Source organism: Mycobacterium florentinum, assembly GCF_010730355.1.
GTDB lineage: Bacteria > Actinomycetota > Actinomycetes > Mycobacteriales > Mycobacteriaceae > Mycobacterium > Mycobacterium florentinum.
Genome location: NZ_AP022576.1, coordinates 4,885,177 through 4,903,808, shown reverse-complemented (window position 1 = coordinate 4,903,808; position 18,632 = coordinate 4,885,177). Strand labels below are relative to the sequence as shown.

General features: G+C 66.7%; 19 protein-coding genes and 1 tRNA gene. 7 read left to right on the top strand and 13 right to left on the bottom strand.

The genetic code is table 11. The annotated features are described in order from the left end of the window. Positions 1–13: 13 nt before the first annotated feature. Positions 14–808 carry an enoyl-CoA hydratase gene (locus G6N55_RS23335; protein WP_085221186.1) on the top strand — a complete coding sequence of 265 codons (795 nt, stop codon included), beginning with the start codon at positions 14–16 and terminating at the stop codon, positions 806–808. 10 nt (positions 809–818) lie between these two features. Further along, complete coding sequence (locus G6N55_RS23330; RefSeq protein ID WP_085221187.1) at positions 819–2,609, top strand: alpha/beta hydrolase; 1,791 nt, start codon at positions 819–821, stop codon at positions 2,607–2,609. On the opposite strand, the gene G6N55_RS23325 is transcribed toward G6N55_RS23330, so the two are convergent. Both G6N55_RS23325 and G6N55_RS23320 read right to left on the bottom strand, forming a co-directional pair. Further along, entirely contained in the window at positions 2,610–3,050 is a 441-nt protein-coding gene (locus tag G6N55_RS23325; protein WP_085221188.1) for a rhodanese-like domain-containing protein, read from the bottom strand. Then, positions 3,050–3,646 carry a cysteine dioxygenase gene (locus tag G6N55_RS23320; protein ID WP_085221189.1) on the bottom strand — a complete coding sequence of 199 codons (597 nt, stop codon included), beginning with the start codon at positions 3,644–3,646 and terminating at the stop codon, positions 3,050–3,052. Before G6N55_RS23320 ends, G6N55_RS23325 begins: the two co-directional genes overlap by 1 nt. A gap of 113 nt (positions 3,647–3,759) precedes the next feature. On the opposite strand from G6N55_RS23320, the gene lpqV reads away from it, so the two are divergent. Both lpqV and G6N55_RS23310 read left to right on the top strand, forming a co-directional pair. Further along, positions 3,760–4,215 carry a lipoprotein LpqV gene (gene lpqV / locus G6N55_RS23315; RefSeq protein WP_372517597.1) on the top strand — a complete coding sequence of 152 codons (456 nt, stop codon included), beginning with the start codon at positions 3,760–3,762 and terminating at the stop codon, positions 4,213–4,215. 92 nt (positions 4,216–4,307) lie between these two features. Beyond that, entirely contained in the window at positions 4,308–5,336 is a 1,029-nt protein-coding gene (locus G6N55_RS23310) for a patatin-like phospholipase family protein (protein ID WP_085221190.1), read from the top strand. Between the two features lie 38 nt (positions 5,337–5,374). Here the strand turns inward: G6N55_RS23310 and G6N55_RS23305 are convergent, their stop codons facing one another. The 10 genes from G6N55_RS23305 to G6N55_RS23260 all read right to left on the bottom strand — a co-directional run bounded on the left by G6N55_RS23305 (position 5,375) and on the right by G6N55_RS23260 (position 15,376). Continuing rightward, complete coding sequence (locus G6N55_RS23305) at positions 5,375–6,241, bottom strand: patatin-like phospholipase family protein (RefSeq protein WP_085221191.1); 867 nt, start codon at positions 6,239–6,241, stop codon at positions 5,375–5,377. A 1-nt stretch (position 6,242) separates the two neighbouring features. Then, entirely contained in the window at positions 6,243–7,133 is an 891-nt protein-coding gene (locus G6N55_RS23300; protein WP_085221192.1) for a class II glutamine amidotransferase, read from the bottom strand. Between the two features lie 31 nt (positions 7,134–7,164). Then, complete coding sequence (locus G6N55_RS23295; RefSeq protein ID WP_085221193.1) at positions 7,165–7,638, bottom strand: SRPBCC family protein; 474 nt, start codon at positions 7,636–7,638, stop codon at positions 7,165–7,167. A gap of 75 nt (positions 7,639–7,713) precedes the next feature. After that, entirely contained in the window at positions 7,714–9,345 is a 1,632-nt protein-coding gene (locus G6N55_RS23290) for a fatty acid--CoA ligase (RefSeq protein ID WP_085221194.1), read from the bottom strand. 132 nt (positions 9,346–9,477) lie between these two features. Next, entirely contained in the window at positions 9,478–10,641 is a 1,164-nt protein-coding gene (locus G6N55_RS23285; RefSeq protein ID WP_085221195.1) for a YncE family protein, read from the bottom strand. A 366-nt stretch (positions 10,642–11,007) separates the two neighbouring features. Then, positions 11,008–11,778 (bottom strand): DUF427 domain-containing protein, encoded by a 771-nt coding sequence (locus G6N55_RS23280; RefSeq protein WP_085221196.1) that lies wholly within the window; start codon positions 11,776–11,778, stop codon positions 11,008–11,010. 7 nt (positions 11,779–11,785) lie between these two features. Continuing rightward, a complete protein-coding gene (locus tag G6N55_RS23275; protein WP_085221280.1) occupies positions 11,786–12,058 on the bottom strand; it encodes a DUF6295 family protein in 273 nt (90 codons plus the stop codon). 12 nt (positions 12,059–12,070) lie between these two features. Further along, positions 12,071–12,826: a dienelactone hydrolase family protein gene (locus tag G6N55_RS23270; RefSeq protein ID WP_085221197.1), complete on the bottom strand. Its 756-nt coding sequence runs from the start codon at positions 12,824–12,826 to the stop codon at positions 12,071–12,073. Positions 12,827–12,936: 110 nt separating this feature from the next. Further along, positions 12,937–14,520: an esterase-like activity of phytase family protein gene (locus G6N55_RS23265; protein ID WP_085221198.1), complete on the bottom strand. Its 1,584-nt coding sequence runs from the start codon at positions 14,518–14,520 to the stop codon at positions 12,937–12,939. A gap of 61 nt (positions 14,521–14,581) precedes the next feature. After that, a complete protein-coding gene (locus G6N55_RS23260; RefSeq protein ID WP_085221199.1) occupies positions 14,582–15,376 on the bottom strand; it encodes a hypothetical protein in 795 nt (264 codons plus the stop codon). 106 nt (positions 15,377–15,482) lie between these two features. Here G6N55_RS23260 and G6N55_RS23255 point away from each other — a divergent pair, with 106 nt between their 5' ends. Together G6N55_RS23255 and G6N55_RS23250 are read left to right on the top strand one after the other, a co-directional pair. Then, entirely contained in the window at positions 15,483–16,688 is a 1,206-nt protein-coding gene (locus tag G6N55_RS23255) for a class I SAM-dependent methyltransferase (RefSeq protein WP_085221200.1), read from the top strand. 143 nt (positions 16,689–16,831) lie between these two features. Beyond that, positions 16,832–17,161 carry a DUF732 domain-containing protein gene (locus G6N55_RS23250; RefSeq protein ID WP_163667474.1) on the top strand — a complete coding sequence of 110 codons (330 nt, stop codon included), beginning with the start codon at positions 16,832–16,834 and terminating at the stop codon, positions 17,159–17,161. Between the two features lie 95 nt (positions 17,162–17,256). On the opposite strand, the gene G6N55_RS23245 is transcribed toward G6N55_RS23250, so the two are convergent. After that, positions 17,257–17,333: transfer RNA gene (locus G6N55_RS23245), tRNA-Leu, on the bottom strand. Positions 17,334–17,692: 359 nt separating this feature from the next. Between G6N55_RS23245 and G6N55_RS23240 the strand changes: the two genes are divergently transcribed. After that, positions 17,693–18,625, top strand: coding sequence for a PE/PPE C-terminal domain-containing protein (locus G6N55_RS23240; protein WP_085221202.1), 933 nt, complete (start codon positions 17,693–17,695; stop codon positions 18,623–18,625). The last annotated feature ends 7 nt before the right edge of the window (positions 18,626–18,632 follow it).

The following is an 18,632-nucleotide window of genomic DNA, read 5'->3' as shown; positions in this document are numbered from 1 at the left end:
AAAGGCGATTTGGATGAGCGAGAACACCCCAAAAAACTACGAAACCATCCTGATCGAGCGCGACGAGCGAGTCGGAATCATCACGCTGAACCGGCCGCAGGCGCTCAACGCGCTCAACAGCCAGGTGATGAACGAAGTCACGAGTGCGGCAACAGAATTCGACAACGATCCGGGCATCGGTGCGATCATCATCACCGGCGCAGGCGGCAAGGCCTTCGCAGCGGGCGCGGACATCAAGGAGATGGCCGGGCTCAGCTTCGCCGACGCGTACGGCTCCGATTTCTTCGCCACCTGGGGCAAGCTGTCCGCCGTGCGTACCCCGACGATCGCCGCGGTGGCCGGATACGCGCTCGGCGGCGGCTGCGAGCTCGCGATGATGTGCGATCTGCTGATCGCCGCCGACACCGCGAAGTTCGGCCAGCCCGAGATCAAACTCGGTGTACTGCCGGGCATGGGCGGTTCGCAGCGCCTGACCCGCGCTATCGGCAAGGCCAAGGCGATGGACCTGATCCTGACCGGTCGCACCATCGGCGCCGAGGAAGCCGAACGCAGCGGCCTGGTGTCGCGGGTGGTACCGGCCGACGATCTGCTCAGCGAGGCCAAGGCCGTCGCCACCACGATTTCGCAGATGTCGCTCTCGGCGTCCCGGATGGCCAAGGAAGCCGTCAACCGGGCCTTCGAATCCACCCTGGCCGAGGGACTTCTCTACGAACGCAGGCTGTTCCATTCGACTTTCGCAACGGAGGATCAATCCGAAGGGATGGCGGCATTCGTCGAAAAGCGGGCTCCCAACTTCACGCATCGGTAAGATCCCCGACGTGAGCGAGCCTGGTTCTGCGACCGGCACCGGCGACGAATCAGCCGTCGGCGCAGACAAACTCGCGGGCTCGCCCGACGCCCCGCCCGGAGGCGTTGCCACCAAAACCGACGCGGAGCCGGAAGACCTTGACTCCGCCGGTCTGGTGGAGATCGCCACCAAGCCGTTCTGGGTCCGCCACTACACGTTCACCGGCACCACGGTCGGCCTGATCTTCATCTGGTTCTCGTTGACGCCGTCGCTGCTGCCGCGCGGCCCGCTGTTCCAGGCGCTGGTCAGCGGGTTCTCCGGCGCCATCGGCTACGGGCTGGGCGTCTTCTCGGTCTGGCTGGTCCGGTACATGCGCTCCAAGGAGTCCTCCCCGCCACCGCCGCGCTGGGCGTGGAAGGTGCTGATCCCGGTCGCCGTCGTCGGCCAGGTGCTGATGGCGATCTGGTTTCACGTGTGGCAAGACGACGTGCGGGACCTGATGGGTGTCCCACATCTGCAGTGGTACGACTACCCACTGGCCGCAGTGCTGTCGTTCATCGTGCTGTTCACGGTCGTCGAAATCGGGCAGGCCATCCGCATGCTGGTCAGTTTCCTTGTGGGACAACTCGATCGGATCGCGCCGTTTCGTGTCTCGGCCACCATCGTGGTGGTGGCGCTGGTGGTCCTGACGATCACCCTGCTCAACGGCGTGGTCATCAAATTCACGATGCGCACACTGAACAACACGTTCGCCTCGGCGAACAACGAGATGAGCCCCGAGATCGCACAGCCGAAAAGCCCGCTGCGATCCGGTGGCCCGCAGTCCCTGGTGTCGTGGGAATCGCTGGGCCACCAGGGCCGTATCTTCGTCAGCGGCGGCCCGTCGGTCGACCAGCTGACCCGTTTCAACGGAGCCCCGGCCACCGAACCGATCCGCGCCTATGCCGGCCTGAAGTCCGCCGACAACATCACCGCCACCGCCGACCTAGCGGCGCGCGAACTGCAACGCGAGGGCGGTCTACAGCGCGAAATCGTCGCGGTCGCAACGACTACCGGGACGGGTTGGATCAACGAAGCCGAAGCGTCGGCGCTGGAATACATGTACAACGGCAACTCCGCGATCGTCAGCATGCAGTACTCGTTCTTGCCGAGCTGGCTGTCGTTTCTGGTGGACAAGGAGAACGCCCGGCACGCCGGCCAGGCACTGTTCGAGGCCGTCGACAAACTGATCCGGCAACTGCCCGAGGGGCATCGCCCGAAGCTCGTGGTGTTCGGCGAGAGCCTGGGATCGTTCGGCGGTGAGGCGCCGTTCATGAGCCTCAACAATGTCGTGGCCCGCACCGACGGCGCCCTGTTCAGCGGGCCGACGTTCAACAACACCATCTGGACGGACCTGACCGCCACCCGAGACGCCGGTTCGCCGGAGTGGCTGCCCATCTACAACGACGGCCACAACGTCCGATTCGTCGCTCGCCCAAACAATCTGGATCGCCCCAAGGATCCGTGGGGTACACCGCGGGTGGTGTATTTGCAGCACGCCTCCGACCCGATCGCCTGGTGGACACCGGATCTGCTGTTCAGCGAACCGGATTGGCTGCGCGAGAGGCGGGGCTATGACGTGCTGCCGCAGACGAATTGGATCCCGGTGGTGACGTTCCTGCAAGTGTCGGCGGATATGGCGGTTGCCGTGGATGTGCCCGACGGACATGGCCACCGCTACGTCGCCGACGTCGCCAACGGCTGGGCCGCGGTGTTGTCACCGCCCGGGTGGACGCCGGAGAAAACCGAACGGCTGCGACCGTTGTTGCACGCCAACGACTAGCTAGAGCCAGCGGCGGACGCTGGCGCCGGTATTGGCCAGCGCCGCCGCGTCAATCGACTCGCCGCCCAATTCGGCCAGCACCCCGGCGCCGGCCAGCGCGTGATAGCCGCCGACGACGTCAGTGGCCCGGTGCAGCCCGATGTCGAGCAGCGCGGCCGCCGCCAGGCTGGACGTGTAGCCCTCCGAACACAGGATCACCCACTCGACGTCGTCGCCGACGGCTTCGGGCAGGCGGGCGTCGCTGGTCGGGTCGCAACGCCATTCCAGGACATTGCGTTCGATCACCAGCGCGCCCGGCACTTCGCCCTCGCGGAATCGCTGCGCCTGCGGCCGGATATCGACGAGCACCGCCCCGCGCCGCAGTGCATCGGGCACCTCGGCGGCGCAGAGCCGGCGAAGACGGCGTCGGGCGGATCTCAAGACCACGTCGATACGGCTCACTACGTCCCCTCTGGTTGGTCGGTCAGTTCGGTGCGCTGGCGGCGCAATCTGCTGTTCTCGGTGACCTCGTAGTACGACATCGCGCTCAGCGGCGGCGAGTACGCGTGCACGCTCAGCGTCGGCGCAACCGGTGGCTTGATCGGGGTGACGGCGCCCGGGACCGGGCGCGCGACCGGCCGGGGCGCCCACACCACGTCGTGCACCCAACCCAGCGGGAAACCGGCCTGATCACCGGCATCGAGGCGGCGGCGGCGCAAGTTCCTTCCGTCCCAACGGAATTCGTTGAGCGATCCGGATACCACGGTCAGCGCACCCAATGACCCACCGTGGTCGTGCAATTCGGTGGCGTGACCGGGAACCCAGCTGATCAGCCATACGTCGAGTTCGTCGTCGCCGTGGATGCGGGTGAACCAGCGCCGCGAATCCGGCACGCCGCCGGCGGGCAGCAGGTGGTCGCAACGGCCGCTGAGCACGTCGTCGGCGGCTTGGTCGGTGGCGTGCAGCAGGTCGGGAACCCGCAGCCGCGTCGGCCCCGCGGAGGGAGACACGATGGTCGACGAACGCAACGCAACGGAACTGGCGACAGGTACAGACATGGGCAGAGCTCCACAAGAGATTCGGATTGGGCAAGGGCGGCGTCAGGGCCGACAACAGTCCCAAAATCCGATGCGCTCCATCACGGGCGCCAGTGTTGCATAAATTGAGGGCTGTGCGCTGGTGCAGTCATCGCCCCCTGCTATGGGGTGCCCTCGTTGTGGCGGCTGGTTTGATCGCTCCGCTTTCCGTCGCGGGCTGCTCGTCGGGCGGTGCCCCCGCGGGCAAGGTCACGTCGTCGTCCGCGTCGCCGTCGCCCGCCCCGCCGGGTCCGGCGTCGGCATCGCCGGGGGCGATCGGCCTGTCCCCCGCCGGGGTGACCACCAAGGTCGATGTCCCCGCGGAATCGACCGAAGAGGAGTACTACCAGGCCTGTCATGCCGCAAAAGTGTGGATGGCGGCTCGGCCGAAGACCGGGGAATCCCAGTTCGAGCCCTATTTGGCGATGGTCCAGACCTCGGCGACGGCCACCGCGGGCAGCTGGAACACCCGTTGGGCGGACCTGACCCCGGCGCGGCAGGCGGCGGTGATCACCGCAGCGCGGGCGGCCGCCAACGACGAATGCGACTAGCGTCCTTCGAACTCCTGCGCAATTGCGATCACGGATGAAAAAAGTGCCGCCCCGACCCGACCAGGGTCCGTTGCGGCACGCAAAATGTAGGGGTGTCTGGCGAAGCCGTCGCGCGTCGAGCATCACGTCCCCGGGTCGCCGTGGCGCTGGGCAGCGGTGGCGCCCGGGGCTACGCCCATATCGGGGTGATCGAGGCGCTGCATGAGCGCGGCTTCGAGATCGTCGGGATCACCGGCTCCTCAATGGGCGCGATGATCGGCGGTCTGCAGGCCGCCGGGCGACTCGACGAGTTCGCCGACTGGGCGAAGTCGTTGACGCAGCGCACCATCCTGCGGCTGCTGGACCCGTCGATCAGCGCGGCGGGGGTGATGCGGGCCGAGAAAATCCTCGAGGCGGTGCGCGACATCCTCGGCCCGGTCACGATCGAGGAACTGCCGATCCCCTACACCGCGGTGGCAACCGACCTGCTGGCCGGCAAGTCGGTGTGGTTTCAGGACGGTCCGCTCGACGAGGCGATCCGGGCATCGATCGCGATTCCGGGGGTGATACCTCCCCACGAAGTCGGCGGACGCCTGCTGGCCGACGGCGGCATCCTCGATCCGTTGCCGATGGCCCCGCTCGCCGCGGTCAACGCCGACCTGACGATCGCCGTGGGCGTCAGCGGCACCGAGGTGATCGCGAAACGAGAACCCGAGCCCGGGGCGACCGTCGAGCTGCTGAACCGCATGGTGCGCAGCACCACTGCGTTCCTCGACACATCGGCCGTGCGCTCGCTGCTCGACCGGCCCACCGCGCGGGCCGTGCTGAACCGCTTCGCGTCGGACACCGACTCGGAGGAATCGGGCGAGGATGACGGCGACGAACTCGTGGAGGCGCCCGGAGTTCCGAAACTGGGCAGCTTCGAGGTCATGTACCGGGCCTTCGACATCGCCCAGTCGGCGCTGACCCGGCACACGCTGTCGGCCTACCCACCGGACCTGTTGATCGAGGTTCCACGCTCGACGTGCCGGAGCCTGGATTTCCACCGGGCAGCCGAGGTGATCGACGTCGGCCGGCAGCTTGCCGACCAGGCGCTGGATTCGCTCGAACGTGCTTCCGAGGAACCCGCGATCGAGGCCTGACTAAAACGAGAACCGTTGCAGCGGTTATTAATTCGCGATCAGGCACCCAAGAACCGGGCGATGGCCCGCGCTTCGCGACGGCCCTGGTCCCGCCCCGCTTCGGCCGAGCTGACGCGACAGCGGGGGTCTAACAGGTTGGGGCCGAACGCTTTCAACGAGGCGGCGTCGGCGAACACCCCGAATGCGGTGCCGCCGAACGCCGCGATCTCGGCGGCCGGCCCGCCGCCGAACGGCGATGGAGCGTCGGCCGCCGCGGGCACCAACACCACGGCCGCGTCGCAGTCGCGGGCGACGTCGAGGTTCACCGAGCTGGCCACCCCACCGTCCATATACCGCCGGCCCGCGATCGTCACCGGCGGCCACGCCCCCGGCACCGCGCAACTGGCCGCCACCGCATCGACCAGGTCCACACCCGAGTCGGAGTCGAAGACCACCAATTCGCCGGTGGCCGTGTCGATCGCGGTGATGCGTAACGCGCGCTGCGGCCAGTCGTGCGACGGCAGGCGTTGCGCAATCACCCGGCGGCGCACGGGTTCCGGGACGGTCTTGGTATCCAGCGCGACGGCCCCGATCCGCTGCATCTGCTGACGCGTCCTGCCCAGCGAGTCGTCGTACGGCTCCCCGAGAGCGGCCAGGAACAGCTCGGCGATGGTCTCGAAATCGACGCCGGAATCGATTTCGCTCGACGTGTCGGCAACTTGCCGGTCGAACAACGCCTCCAGCGTGGCGCCACTGCCGATCTGGGCGGTGACCGCCGACCCCGCCGACGTCCCGACCAGCACATCCGAATCCAGCAGCAGCCGCGCCGCGTCCGGCGATTCGTCGGCAATGCCCTGCAGAACACCTGTTTCCCAAGCAATTCCGGCTATTCCGCCGCCGGCCAGCACGAGCGCGCGTCTGGTCATGTCACAACTTCCGGGTGTTAGGCAGCGCGTGCTGCGCGTCTTCGACCGGCACGCTGAGATCCTCTCGGCGCAGCAGGTGCTTGGGAGGGTCGGGCAGGATCATCGTCCGGTTGATCTGCAGTGAGCTGTCGACGTGCAGCAGCTCGCCGGGGTGCAGCAGCCGCCAGCGCGGGTCATCGTCCATCGGTTCGGTGGCCATCACCACCGACGGCCGCGTGCACAGCAGGTCGGACTGCGCGTGAATTCGCTTGGTACGCAAGTCAAACGCCGGGTCCGGCGTTTCGGCGGACTCGTCGCGCCGGTCCAGCAGGCAGAGCTGGTGAGTTGCCGGGTAGCGCATCGCCCACATGTCGGTGGCGGTGCACAGCAGCACGTTGACCGCGTAGATCGGCACGTTCGCCGCCAGCCAGGTCATCGCGTCGGTGATGCCGGCGGAGACGTCGCCACCGGCCAGGCGGATCGAGGCGGTGATCAACGCGAACACCCGCTCCGAATCGGTTTGACCCAAGACCAGGTCGTCGGCGCCGACCTCACGCAGCCGCTCGTCGAGAATCTCCAGTCCCTCGAGCACGCCGTTGTGCGCGAAGATCCGGCCATCCTGCAGGAACGGGTGGGTGTTGCGGATGTCGAGCGATCCGGTCGTCGCGTAGCGCACATGGGCGATGAACGTCGTGCCGGTCTTGCGGTGTGCCTCGGTGGCAAAGTCGGCGTCCTGCCACGCCGCGATCGGCTCCTTGTACACCCGCGGTTCGCCGTTGGCTTCGAAGACACCCAGGCCGGTGCCGTCGGGGTTGCGCCGGCTCTGCTCGGACAGACTGTCCGGAGCGTCCAGCAGCCAGAAGGTCGCGGTGCAGGCGTCCGTCCCGGCGTGCAGGCCAAAGAGTCGACACATGCGCTCGACGGTACCGAATGCGGTTGCGCCCTCAGCGCGTCAGTATCCCCGACAGGTCGCGCAATGCCTGGCGCGCGTAGCCCTTCCACATCCGGCCGAACACCGGGAGCACCAAAGCCGTCAGCGCGGAGCGCGGATGAATGTCCCAGCGCCAGGTGACCTCGGTGCCGCCGTCGGCCGGGGTGAAGGTCCACTCGCCCAGCACGTGGTCGACCAGCAACGCCATCGGGCCGGTGACGTCGCCGAGCCGGTAGCCGAACGACCGCGGCGGGTCGACGCTGGTGAGCTCTTCGCGCGTGCTGCCACCGCCGGCCATCACCACGGTGCGGGTCTGACCAGCGGCATCCCAGGCGCCGGTCTGGTCACGCACTTCCTTGATCGGCGGGAACAGCCCGTGGCGGCGGCTGAACACCTCGGTCAGCGGCACCGGCAGCGTGCGGTGAAAGGCCTGCTCGACCGGAACCGGCATGACCAGCGATTCGGAGAAGACACGCGAATATGCCATGGAATTAATCCCTTTCACTGCGCGAGCAGATGACGAGCCGCCGGCTCATGCACTGGTTCTACACCATGCGGGGATTCAGTCGCGCACCTCGGTGACCTCGTATTCGTTGTCCGCGTGCCGGGATCGGATGGTCTTCTTGTCGTACTTGCCGACGCTGGTGCGCGGGATCTCGTCGGCAAAGGTCCACCACTCGGGCAGCCACCAGCGAACGACTTTGTCCGAGAGGAACTTTCGTAACTCGCTGGCGCTCACCGACGCGCCTTCGTTGAGGACGACGACGGCAAGCGGGCGCTCCTGCCAGCGTTCGTCGGGAACGCCGACGACGGCGGCCTCGAGCACGTCCGGGTGACCGATCAGGCAGTTCTCCAGCTCGACCGAGGAGATCCACTCCCCGCCGGACTTGATCACATCCTTGGCCCGGTCGGTGAGGGTGACGAAACCCTCCTCGTCGATGCGGCCGACATCGCCGGTACGCAACCAGCCGGAATCGAATTTGGAGTCGTCCCGCCCGCGGTAGTAGGAACCGGTGATCCACGGGCCACGGACTTCCACCTCACCGACGGCCTGGCCGTCGCTGGGCAGCACCGCGCCGTCGTCGTCGACGATGCGCATCTCCACACCGCAGATCGGCTGGCCCACGGTCGCGCGGTATGCCCAGTGCCGGTCGTCCGGGGTGCCCGGCGGTGGCCAGGCCATAGTCGCCAGCGGCGACGTTTCGGTCATGCCCCACAGTTGCCGGATCTGCACGTCGTACTTGTCTTCGAAGGTGCGCATCATCGAGACCGGGACGGCCGAGCCGCCGCAGGCCACCAGGCGCAGCGACGAGATGTCGTGATCGGGGTCTTTTTCCAGGCAGTGCATCACGTCGTTCCAGATGGTCGGCACCGCCCCGGCCAGGGTGGGCCGCAGCTTCTCGACCATGTCGATCACCGACCGGGCGTCAAGATGGCGATCGGGAAGCACCAGGTCGGCGCCTCCCATCAAGGCCGCATACGGCAGTCCCCACGCGTTGGCGTGAAACATCGGCACGACGGGCAGTACCCGGTCGCAGGCCCCCACCCCGATCCCGTTGGTGCTGCACGTTGCCATCGTGTGCAGGAAGCTCGAACGATGGCTGTAGACAACACCTTTCGGGTTGCCGGTGGTGCCGCTGGTGTAACACATCGCGGCTGCGGATTTCTCGTCGATGTGCGGCCAGTCGAATTCGGTCGACTCGCCCGCGAGTAACTCCGCGTAGCGCAGCACCGTCTTACCCGACTCCTGCAGGGCGGCCGTGTCGCCGTCGCCGACCGCGATCACGGTGTGCACCGTTTCCAGCTCGGGCAGTATCGGAGCGAACACTGCGGCCAGTGACATGTCCACCAGCACGACCTGGTCTTCGGCTTCGTTGGCGACGAAGGCGACCTGCTCGGGGAAGAGCCGGATGTTCAGGGTATGCAGCACGGCGCCCATTGACGGGGCGGCGAGGTACGCCGTGAGGTGCTCGGCGTTGTTCCACATGAACGTCGCGACGCGCTGATCCCCGGTCACGCCCAGGCCGCGCAACGCGTTTGCCAGTTGGGCGGCCTGCTGACCCAATTCACGGTAGGTGGTGTGGCGATAGCCGTCACCCGTCGCGGTCGTGACGGTTCGGGCCCCATGGATACCGCAGCCGTGCCGCATGATCGCGGTGATTGTCAGCGGAAAGTCCTGCATGGTGCTGTCCATCGATCTCCCGCCTTACCGTCTCGGCGCGGCACCGCCTCTTGGTCGGTCGGGCGAATGGTATCGCCGCGCTACATCATGGGAACGAGACTCCCCTGACAAAGCGTGTTGTACCACGGCCGGACCGGCCGAAGTTCAGGCGAGTACGGGCTCGTGCAGAACGAGGTCGGGCACCAGCCAACCGGTCGTGGACAGCGCGCTGTCGGCGACGGCGCTCTCGATGGCCAGCGGGGTCGCCGACGCGATCGGCGTGACGCTCACCGCGCCGGAGTAACCGGCGATGTAAAGGCGCGTGCCATCCGGGCTTTCCACCACGCACGACGGCTGCAAACCCGCCCCGAGCGTCGCGATGACGTCGTGGGTGAGCGTGCACAGCACGGTGACGTTGTCGTCGCTGACCAGGTAGATGCGATCACCGTCGGCGGACAGCGTCATCCCGGTGAGTATTCCGCCCATCTCGCCGACCTTGCGCGTGTTGGTGATCTTGTTGGTCCGGGTGTCGATCACGTCGACCACGACCCCCACCTCGGGGGCGCAACTCGCCACGTAGGCGATCGCACCGTCGGGGCTCAGCGCGACGTCCCGGATGGGCAGACCGATCTCCACGGTGGCGATCACCCGCGACGCGGTCTGCTGGACGGGGGCGCGCTTCTTCCGCCAGGAGCCCGCGGCCTCGTCGGCCTGCGCTGTCGTCCCGAGCACCACAAGCCGGCCGCCGGCGGGCCCGTTGACACCCACGTACACCCGCGATCCGTCGGGGCGCACGCGCACGCATTCCGTGGCGGTCCCCGGCACCGCGTCCGCGACCTTGATCGCGTGCACCTTTCCGGTCGCGGTGTCCAACACCGCGACGTCGGCGACACCGGCGGCGTTGCGGCTGGCATACACCTGACGCCCGGCGGAATCGACCGCCAGATCGCTCACGCTCAGCGCCAGCGGGTGCGACGCGACCACCTCGTTCGTGGCGATGTCGATGACCTGGACCGAGTCGTAGGCCGTCGACACCGTGCTGACGTATGCCCGGCCGCCGCCCGTCACGACGGCGAACGGCTCGTCGACGCCGTTGATCATGTCGACGACCCGGAAGGTGTCGGTGTCGATGACCGAGACGCTGTCGGCTCCGCAGTGGGTCGCCAGTAGTCGGCCGCCGTCGGGACTGATCGCGATGCCGCTGATCGGGCCGTTGTCGACGGCGATCTCGACGGCCACCGGGGCTATCGGTGTTGCGTCCATCTGGACGATCTCCCGGCCGTTCGTTTCGCTCACGTTCGTACCGCCTTCGCTATCGATGTCGGTCATCCACGTGCGCCGGCCGCTGCACCTCGCGATGCGACACTGGCGGCTGCAGGAAAACCGCATTTCAGCGCCCGGAAAAATGCGCTGGTCTGCACAAATTTTACCGACCGGATTTCGGCCGAAAACCATTCAAATCGGCGCTGTCAGCTAAATCACCAAGCGGCCTCAGGATCCGCTCAGGTGGTGATCCCCGAGTATATACACGGTCATCCCTCAGCGAACAAGAAGCCTAACTCTCAAGTGCAGCTATATGGTAGCTAGCTACCTCGACCGGGAACGTCGAGCGAATAGTGGGATAAGAATTTATTAGGTTCACCGACAAAAAGAGGGAAATGTCACATTTGCCGGCCTCGGTATGTCGCGGCTCAATTAGCTGAACTGGGTCTTCGGCCGGGCGAGGCTGACACCGTCGACGGCGATGTCGAGCTTCTCGTTGTAGAACGCCACCAGGCCCGCGATCTGGCTGACCGCCGGCAGTGGAAAGTGATACGTCCACGCGAGGTCCGGGTGCACGGTATCGCCGATCCGCACCGACCAGTAGCCGGACGTCACCCCTTTGTACGGGCATTGCGTCTGGGTCGGGCTGGGCTCCAGATGCGCGAAAGAAACGTCGGTTGGGTCGATGTAATACCTTGTCGGCAAACCGGTTTCGAAGAGCAGCACCGGCGATCCGGTGTCGGCCAGCACGACGCCGTCCAGCTCGACCCGGATGTGCCGGTGCGAGCGCAGCGCGTCGACGCGGGAGTACGGGTTACGCGGGTGCACATAGATGGGCTCGTCTTCCTCGAACCAGCGCAACGCATCCCATTCGAAGCGCACCGTGCCCGCGACGGGGCTGTCGGCCCCGGCGTCGAACACCCGCGCGGCCGACGGGTGCGTCTGGCCGGCGCCGACCAGCGAGTGCAGCCGCGAGGGCCCGAACTGCACCTTTTGCGCATGGTCCTCGTCGCGCAGGAACTCCTGGCGCACGTCGGCCAGCGGCACGTAATAGGCCGGGTAGTAAGGGATTTCCCACACGTAGCGAGCAGCGGTCGTATCGAAGACCAGCTCGTCGCCCAGGAAACCCCGGACTCGCCGCGGGACTGGCTCGATGCGTCCCCGGGCGGCGGCCGTCTGCGGGTAGTCAGGTTCGGTCGTCATGGGTCACCTACTGGTCCTTGGACGCAAGGCCGGCCGGCGCACTCGCAATCGCTTTGCGGATGGCGTCGGCTAACGCCAGCGCGCTTTCCTCGGTGAGTTCCAGCGCGACCCGCGCCGACGGGCCGAGCTCCGGATTGATCACGTCGATGTTCACCGTGTGGGTGTAGGGCGCGTGCACGGCGTGGTCGACGTAGACGGTCGCACGCTGGGCGCCGAACCACCCCTGCGCGCCCTTGCCGCTGCCGTCGATCTCGACGTGCTCGGTCAGATGTGTGCACATGGCTTGCTGCACCTAGCCTTTCAGGTGGGTGGCGAAGAATTCGTCGATGCGGCGCCAGCCGTCCACGGCGGCCTCGGGGCGGTACGCGGGCCGGTCGACGGAGAAGAAGGCGTGGCCCGCGCCGTCATACGAATGGAATTCGTGCGGCTTGTCCAGCCTGGTCAGCTCGGCGTCCAGCGTGGCCACCGCGGCGGGCGTCGGAAACACGTCGTCGGCACCGAACAGGCCCAGCAGCGGACAGCTCAGGTTCGGCGCCAGGTGCAGGATCGGCTTCATGGCCTTGGGCATACCCTCCCGGGCATCCTCGACGACGCGGCCGCCGTAGCAGTCCACCACGGCGTCCAACTGCAGCGAACATGCCGCCAGGTAGGCGTGCCGCCCACCCGAGCAGTGCCCGATGACGCCGAACTTCCCGTTCGCACCGGGCAGCGACCGTAGGTGCTCGATCGCGCCCGCGACATCGCCGACCAGGCGCTCGTCCGGCACTCCGCCCGCCGCACGCACCGTCGCGGCAGCGTCGTCGGGAGCGGCACCCGGTGCCTCCCGGGAATACAGATTCGGCGCCACGGTGTGGTAGCCGCCGACGGCAAGCCGGCGAACGAACTCCTTGGTTTCCCGGTCGTACCCGGGCATGTGATGGATCCAGACGATGCCGCCGCGCGATCCTTCGGCGAGCGGCATCGCGCGGTAGGCCTCGATCTCATCGCCACCGTGGCCGGTGATGGTGATCGTCTCCGCGCGAATGGCATCCGGGCTGACTGAGTTCATCGAGATGCTCCTTGCCGGGCCGCGATCGAGTGGGGAGCGCGCACGGCTTGTCCGGGTGCTGGTGGGGTGCGCCCGCCGAAAACCAACGTATCCGAACTTCGGAGCGGGGCTCAGCCGACCTTGATCGGGATCGTCTCGGCTTCCATCGTGGGAGGCAGCTTGCTCATGTCGACGGTCAGAATCTCGCCACTGTCCTGGGAGCCGTTGGGCGCCGTCTTGGGCTTGAGCGCAAACGGCGGTGTGGTGGAAGCCAGCCCGTCCAGGCCGAAATCACTGTCGTTGGCAATGAATAACGTCTTTCCGCCGTCCGGGGTGATGACGCCTTCGATCTTGGCGTGGCCGAAGAAGTTGCCGGTGGCTGACAACGCACGCAGCAGGTCGGTGAGATCGAGCTTGAGCTTCTTGCCGGCCACCGTGATCCCGGCGGCGCCGAGCTTGTCGGTTGCCGCCTCGACCCCGCTGATCCCGACGAAGGTTTCGATCGGAACACCGTTGACCAGCAGGCCGCCGCGGTCGGCTTGATAGCTCGTGCCGGACACCGTCGCCCGGGGACCGACATCGGTGGCGCCGGAGATGTCGGCCAGGTAGATCTTCTTGTTGCCGTTGGGCTGCGGCTCGCCGTCCAGCTCGTCGACCAGGAAGGTGGTGTTGCTGACCGCGGTGATTTCGGAGACCGCGACCTTGGTCTGCTGTGGGTTGGCCAACGGGTAGAGGTACTCGTGCACGTCGCTGTGGTTGGCGAGTTTGATCGTCACGATGCGGGTCATCGGGACCGACGCCGCCGGGCCGGTCAGCCCCGGAGTCTGCAACCCCGACTGCATGATGCCCACCAGCGTCGTGCCGTCCGGCGTCAGCGTCAGGCCCTCCAGCCCGTGGTTCGGGCTGCGCAGCGACAGCTCCTTGGGCAACGTTGCGTCGAATGGCGAAAGACGTTCCAGCTCTTGGCCATTGGCGTCGAAATGGACGATGAACGGGCCGTACTCGTCGGAAACCCAGAACGTGCCGTCGGACAAGGCGACCAAGCCTTCGCCGTCCAGACCGTGATCCGACGGCGGCAGCGGCGCGCCGTTGATGTCGACCGCCGACTCGCCGAAGTTGGCCTGCGGGTGGGACAGCCCGACCAGGGGCGCACCGTCCTTGCCCGCCAGCGTGATGATCCGCTCCACCGACGCCACCCCGTCGGCGAGCTTCAGCTTGGCGATCTGCGGGTGGAAATCCGGTATCGGAAAGACGATTTCGTTCGGCGTGCGCCCCGCGACGTTGGGGCCGCGGTCGGTCAGGCCGTAAATCTCATTCGAGCTGCCGGGGACCGGGGCGATCGCCGAACCATGCGCATTGGCCTGGATCGCGACGCCGCCGATGGTGGCGAGCGGTGGCAGGTTCTCGGCGTAGAGCTTGACGCTGGGGGTGCTGGTCAGGTGGAGCTGGTCGGTGCCGGTGAACCCGGCGTCCGGGGTGTAGATCATCGTGCCGTTGGCGCCGTACGCGATGGTGCCGTGCTCGGGCTTGGCGTATGCCACCGGCGTGTCACCCTCGGTCGCGGCCAGCATCTGATCCGGGGTGATGGTCAGCGCCTTGCCGGCGGGCGTACGGAAATCCGGCTTGGCGCCTGACCCCGAATGGCCCGACGAGCAGCCCGCCACGGCGACGAGCACGGCGACGGCAGCGACGGACCAGATCCTCTTGGATGCCATGCGATCGACCTAACAAGTGGAAGTTGTCACGCTGATGAATGTCACGCGAGCAGGCGGCGCGCTAGCCCTTCTTGTCGCGCACCTTGTAGGACGACGGCCACGACTTGCGCGACTCGTCGCCGGTCAGCGGAGTTCCCATCCCCCCGACCTTCACGTTGTACGCCTCCTTGCCCGGGCCGACCTCACGATTCGCGTGCTCCTGGGCAAGGAAATACAGCTCATCGATCGTCGCCTCGTCGTACGCGACGAACGAGGTTTCCCGCACGAGGTCGTCGATGCCGACCAGCATCCGCTCGGGGACATACCGTGACGCCAGCGCCGCCAGCCCCAGCAACGAGTACGGGATGACCCAGTAGCAGATGAATAGGAGCGGGGTCTTCGTGTCGAGGATGGTGGCCGCCTGTCCCCCGAACTCCTCGAGCACCGGCGGAATCGCGGACGACACCGTCATGCCGGCGAACGCGGCGATCCAGATCCAGGACAAGACATCGGTGATCCGGTCGAACAGCTCGGTCTTGACCACGTCAGGAGGCTGCTCGGCCGCGGCGAACTCGCGCACGAACGACTTGCCGACCAGCTGCCCGATCAGGGCCACCAGGAAGATCCCGCCGCTGCTGAGCGGCTGTATCCATCGGTGCATGAACGTCTCGCTGAGTGTGAACGTCAGCGCCGTCAGCACCGCGAACGTGGCTACCGCCCCGATCTCCAGGGTGCCGCCCGACTTACCCAGGGCGCGCCCGACCGCAAACGCGCCGATGGCGATCACCAGCGCGACCACCACCGCGGTCTTGAAGGGGACGTTGCCGACCAGCACCCAGTAAATAAGCCACGGCGCAAATCCAAAGAGCATGCCCACGGTGGGCCAGTGTATGAGTTGCCGTCTCCTACACCGGCGAGCGCCACCGCATGGGGCGGTTCGGCATCGTGCGCCGGCCGGGCAAACCCATTACATTGCGTCTGTAGTGAACGACGATCCGCGCAACGACGTGGTCTCCCGGCAATACGATCGGTGGCAGTACCCGCCCCCCATTGACGACCTCGAGACCTACTCGAAGAACAACTGGGAGTGGTTCGACCCGTTCTATGCCCACCGGGTGTTGTGGCCTGATCGCGGCTACCGGCCCGACCTCGACATTCTGATCGCCGGGTGCGGCGCCAACCAGGCGGCGGTGTTCGCCTTCACCAACCGCGGCGCCAAGGTCATGGCGATCGACGTCAGCCAATCGGCCCTGGACCATCAGCAGTATTTAAAGGACAAGCACGGCCTGGACAACCTGGAACTGCACCAGCTCCCGATCGAAGAGGTGTCGGCGCTGGGCCGCGACTTCGACCTGATCGTGTCCACCGGCGTGCTGCATCACCTGGCCGACCCGCTGACCGGAATGACGGCGCTGGCGGGCCGGCTGCGACGCGACGGCGCGTTGGGGGTGATGCTCTACGCCAAGTACGGCCGGGCCGGCGTCGAACTGCTCGAGTCGGTCTTTCGCGACCTGGGGCTGTCCCAGGACGACGCGTCGGTCCAGGCGGTCAAGGACATCATCGCGGCGCTGCCCCCCGATCATCCCGTCCGCGGTTACCTGACGGTCGCCCGCGACCTGCGGACCGACGGCGCGCTGGTCGACACCTTCCTGCACGGTCGCACGCGCAACTACACCGTCGACGAATGTCTTGATCTGGTCGCCTCGGCCGGGCTGACATTTCAGGGATGGTTCCACAAGGCGCCGTACTATCCACACGAAATCTTCACTCCGGCAAGCAAATTCGAAAGTCACCTGGCGAAATTGCCCGACACCGAGCTGTGGTCGGTGATGGAACGACTGCAACCGTCGAACGCGACACATTTCTTCATGGCCTGTCGCCCGGACCGTCCGAAAGAGCAGTACACGATCGATTTCAGCACCGACCAGGCCCTGGACTACGTTCCGGTGTCGCGCACCGCGTGCCTGCTGTCCGGGGCCGACCTGCTGGGACCCGGCTACCGGGTGCGGGTCGGCCCGGCCGAGCTGCCCTTCGCGCAACTCGTCGACGGCCGCCGCAGCATTCGCGAGATCGCCGCCGGCGCCGCCCAGGGCGGTGGCGGCGAGGACCTCGCGCGCAGGCTTTTTCGGGAGCTATGGCGTCTGGACTTCCTGGCGATGGCGATCGGCGCGAGCGAGCACGAACCATAATCACTTGTGCTGGAACATATCTCATGCGACAGAGCCGGCGTAAGCCAGGCATCGGGGGGATACCGATAAACCCGTTGCCAAGACATATCGTCAAGACGAAGTTAGGCTCTTGGTCCTGCCTGATTCACCAAGGAGTAGACGAAATGAAGAACACGGCATGGTTGGCAAGCCCGATCGCTGCCGTGGTGACCGGTCTTGTTGCCCTCGCCCTCGCCCCGATCGCGAATGCCGACGGGGCGGATGACACGTTCCTGCGCACGCTGCAGCAACGCGGGCTGAGCTGGCCCAACGGGCAGGACCAGATGATGATCAACGCCGGCCACGCGGTGTGCCAGGACTTCGACGCCGGGGACACGATGGCCCAAACCGTCGACGACGTGAAAAAGGCGCTCGGGGTGAGCAACATGGGCGCCGGCAGCATCGTGGGCGCGGCGGTCGCGGCGTATTGCCCGCAGAACCGCAGCAAAATGTAGAGCTGACCTCGTGATTGGGCATGGGCGCTTCGCCGCCGGTCGCCCGCCGATGTCATTTACCAACGGGTGGCTGCCCGTGACGGGCACCCCTTTTGTGGTGCCCCCAGTCGGACTCGAACCGACACTGGGCGGATTTTAAGTCCGCTGCCTCTGCCAATTGGGCTATGGGGGCCCCGGCGGCGAATCTAGCGCGCGAGACCCAACTCAGGGAAACCGCGTCCCGCCCAAATTAGGCCGAATTCCCTACGTGCGCGCCGGCCGTACTTCGCGTACGATGCGCACCCCGCGGGACTTTCAGCTACCCGACTCTGCGTAACAAATGACACCGCCATGTCGGCCAGCAAGACCCTGTTAAAACTGCTGGCGTCAGCGTTAAGACGCCGTAAACGCCCGTCACCCACGCCCTTTCGGTCGGGAAGTTGGTCAGTGGGGAAATTAGCCTTACGCCAGTACACAGGGGCTCGTACGCCACCACACAGGGTTGACCCAGTTTTTTGGGTCGACATGGTTCGAACACTAGAGGAGCAATGGATGTCATTCCTGACAACAGTGACTGAAGAGTTGCTTGCCGCGCAGGGGCAGCTGGAAGCGATCAACGCCAACTTGGCGGCGCAAAACGCGGGCGCCGCGGCCGCGACCACGGTTGTCGCTCCGGCCGCCGCCGATGCGGTGTCGCTTCAGCAGGCGGCGATTTTCTCGGCGTTCGGCACCACCTACCAGACGACCGCGACCGACGCTCAGACGCAGCTGGAGACGTATACGACCAACCTGGGCAGCAGCTCCACCAGCTACAGCGACACCGAGGCCAACAATGCGGCATCGGCAGCGCTGCAGAGTGCCGACCCCTCGCAATTCAGCCTGCTGTCGGATCCGATTTCGCAGGTCCAGGCTCCCGGCCCCGGCAGCACCGCGCTGGACTGGCTCCAATACCTGCTCGGTGGCACCGGCAACTTCACCAACCCGACAATGCTGGGCGGGATGTTCGGCCTGTCCGGTAACAGTGCCAACATCCTGAACATCGGTGGTGGCAACTATGCTTCCGCGGCCTCCGCCCTCCTCGGTATGGCCGGTGGTGGTCTGCTTCCCGCCGGTAGTGACACGATCGGTGACGCCGCCGCCGCCGCGGGCGCCGCGGACCTCGCCGCCTCGACTACGCCCATGCCGGTCGGCATGGGGGGCATGGCTGGGGCGATGCCGGTGGTCGGCATCGGCCAGGGCACCCTGGTCGGCAACATGTCGGTCCCGCCGAGCTGGGTCGGCAGTCAGGTCACTCCCGTGGTGGGCACCACCGCCACCCCGCTGCACACCGTGGGCTGGACCGGCGCGGCACCGCAAGCCGGCACCGGCACACCGATGGCCGGCATGCCCGGCATGGTCACGGGCGCGGGACGCGCGTCCAGCGGCTTCGGTGCGCCGCGCTACGGCGTCAAGCCGATCGTCATGCCGAAACTGACGGCCGTCTAGACCGCGG

Bases quoted from the DNA above. Each gene is read 5' to 3' on its own strand.
- G6N55_RS23335 (WP_085221186.1), top strand. From the start codon at position 14: ATGAGCGAGAACACCCCAAAAAACTACGAAACCATCCTGATCGAGCGC.
- G6N55_RS23320 (WP_085221189.1), bottom strand. From the start codon at position 3,646: ATGTCTGTACCTGTCGCCAGTTCCGTTGCGTTGCGTTCGTCGACCATC.
- G6N55_RS23305 (WP_085221191.1), bottom strand. From the start codon at position 6,241: ATGACCAGACGCGCGCTCGTGCTGGCCGGCGGCGGAATAGCCGGAATT.
- G6N55_RS23300 (WP_085221192.1), bottom strand. From the start codon at position 7,133: ATGTGTCGACTCTTTGGCCTGCACGCCGGGACGGACGCCTGCACCGCG.
- G6N55_RS23295 (WP_085221193.1), bottom strand. From the start codon at position 7,638: ATGGCATATTCGCGTGTCTTCTCCGAATCGCTGGTCATGCCGGTTCCG.
- G6N55_RS23290 (WP_085221194.1), bottom strand. From the start codon at position 9,345: ATGGACAGCACCATGCAGGACTTTCCGCTGACAATCACCGCGATCATG.
- G6N55_RS23285 (WP_085221195.1), bottom strand. From the start codon at position 10,641: ATGACCGACATCGATAGCGAAGGCGGTACGAACGTGAGCGAAACGAAC.
- G6N55_RS23280 (WP_085221196.1), bottom strand. From the start codon at position 11,778: ATGACGACCGAACCTGACTACCCGCAGACGGCCGCCGCCCGGGGACGC.
- G6N55_RS23275 (WP_085221280.1), bottom strand. From the start codon at position 12,058: ATGTGCACACATCTGACCGAGCACGTCGAGATCGACGGCAGCGGCAAG.
- G6N55_RS23270 (WP_085221197.1), bottom strand. From the start codon at position 12,826: ATGAACTCAGTCAGCCCGGATGCCATTCGCGCGGAGACGATCACCATC.
- G6N55_RS23265 (WP_085221198.1), bottom strand. From the start codon at position 14,520: ATGGCATCCAAGAGGATCTGGTCCGTCGCTGCCGTCGCCGTGCTCGTC.
- G6N55_RS23250 (WP_163667474.1), top strand. From the start codon at position 16,832: ATGAAGAACACGGCATGGTTGGCAAGCCCGATCGCTGCCGTGGTGACC.
- G6N55_RS23240 (WP_085221202.1), top strand. From the start codon at position 17,693: ATGTCATTCCTGACAACAGTGACTGAAGAGTTGCTTGCCGCGCAGGGG.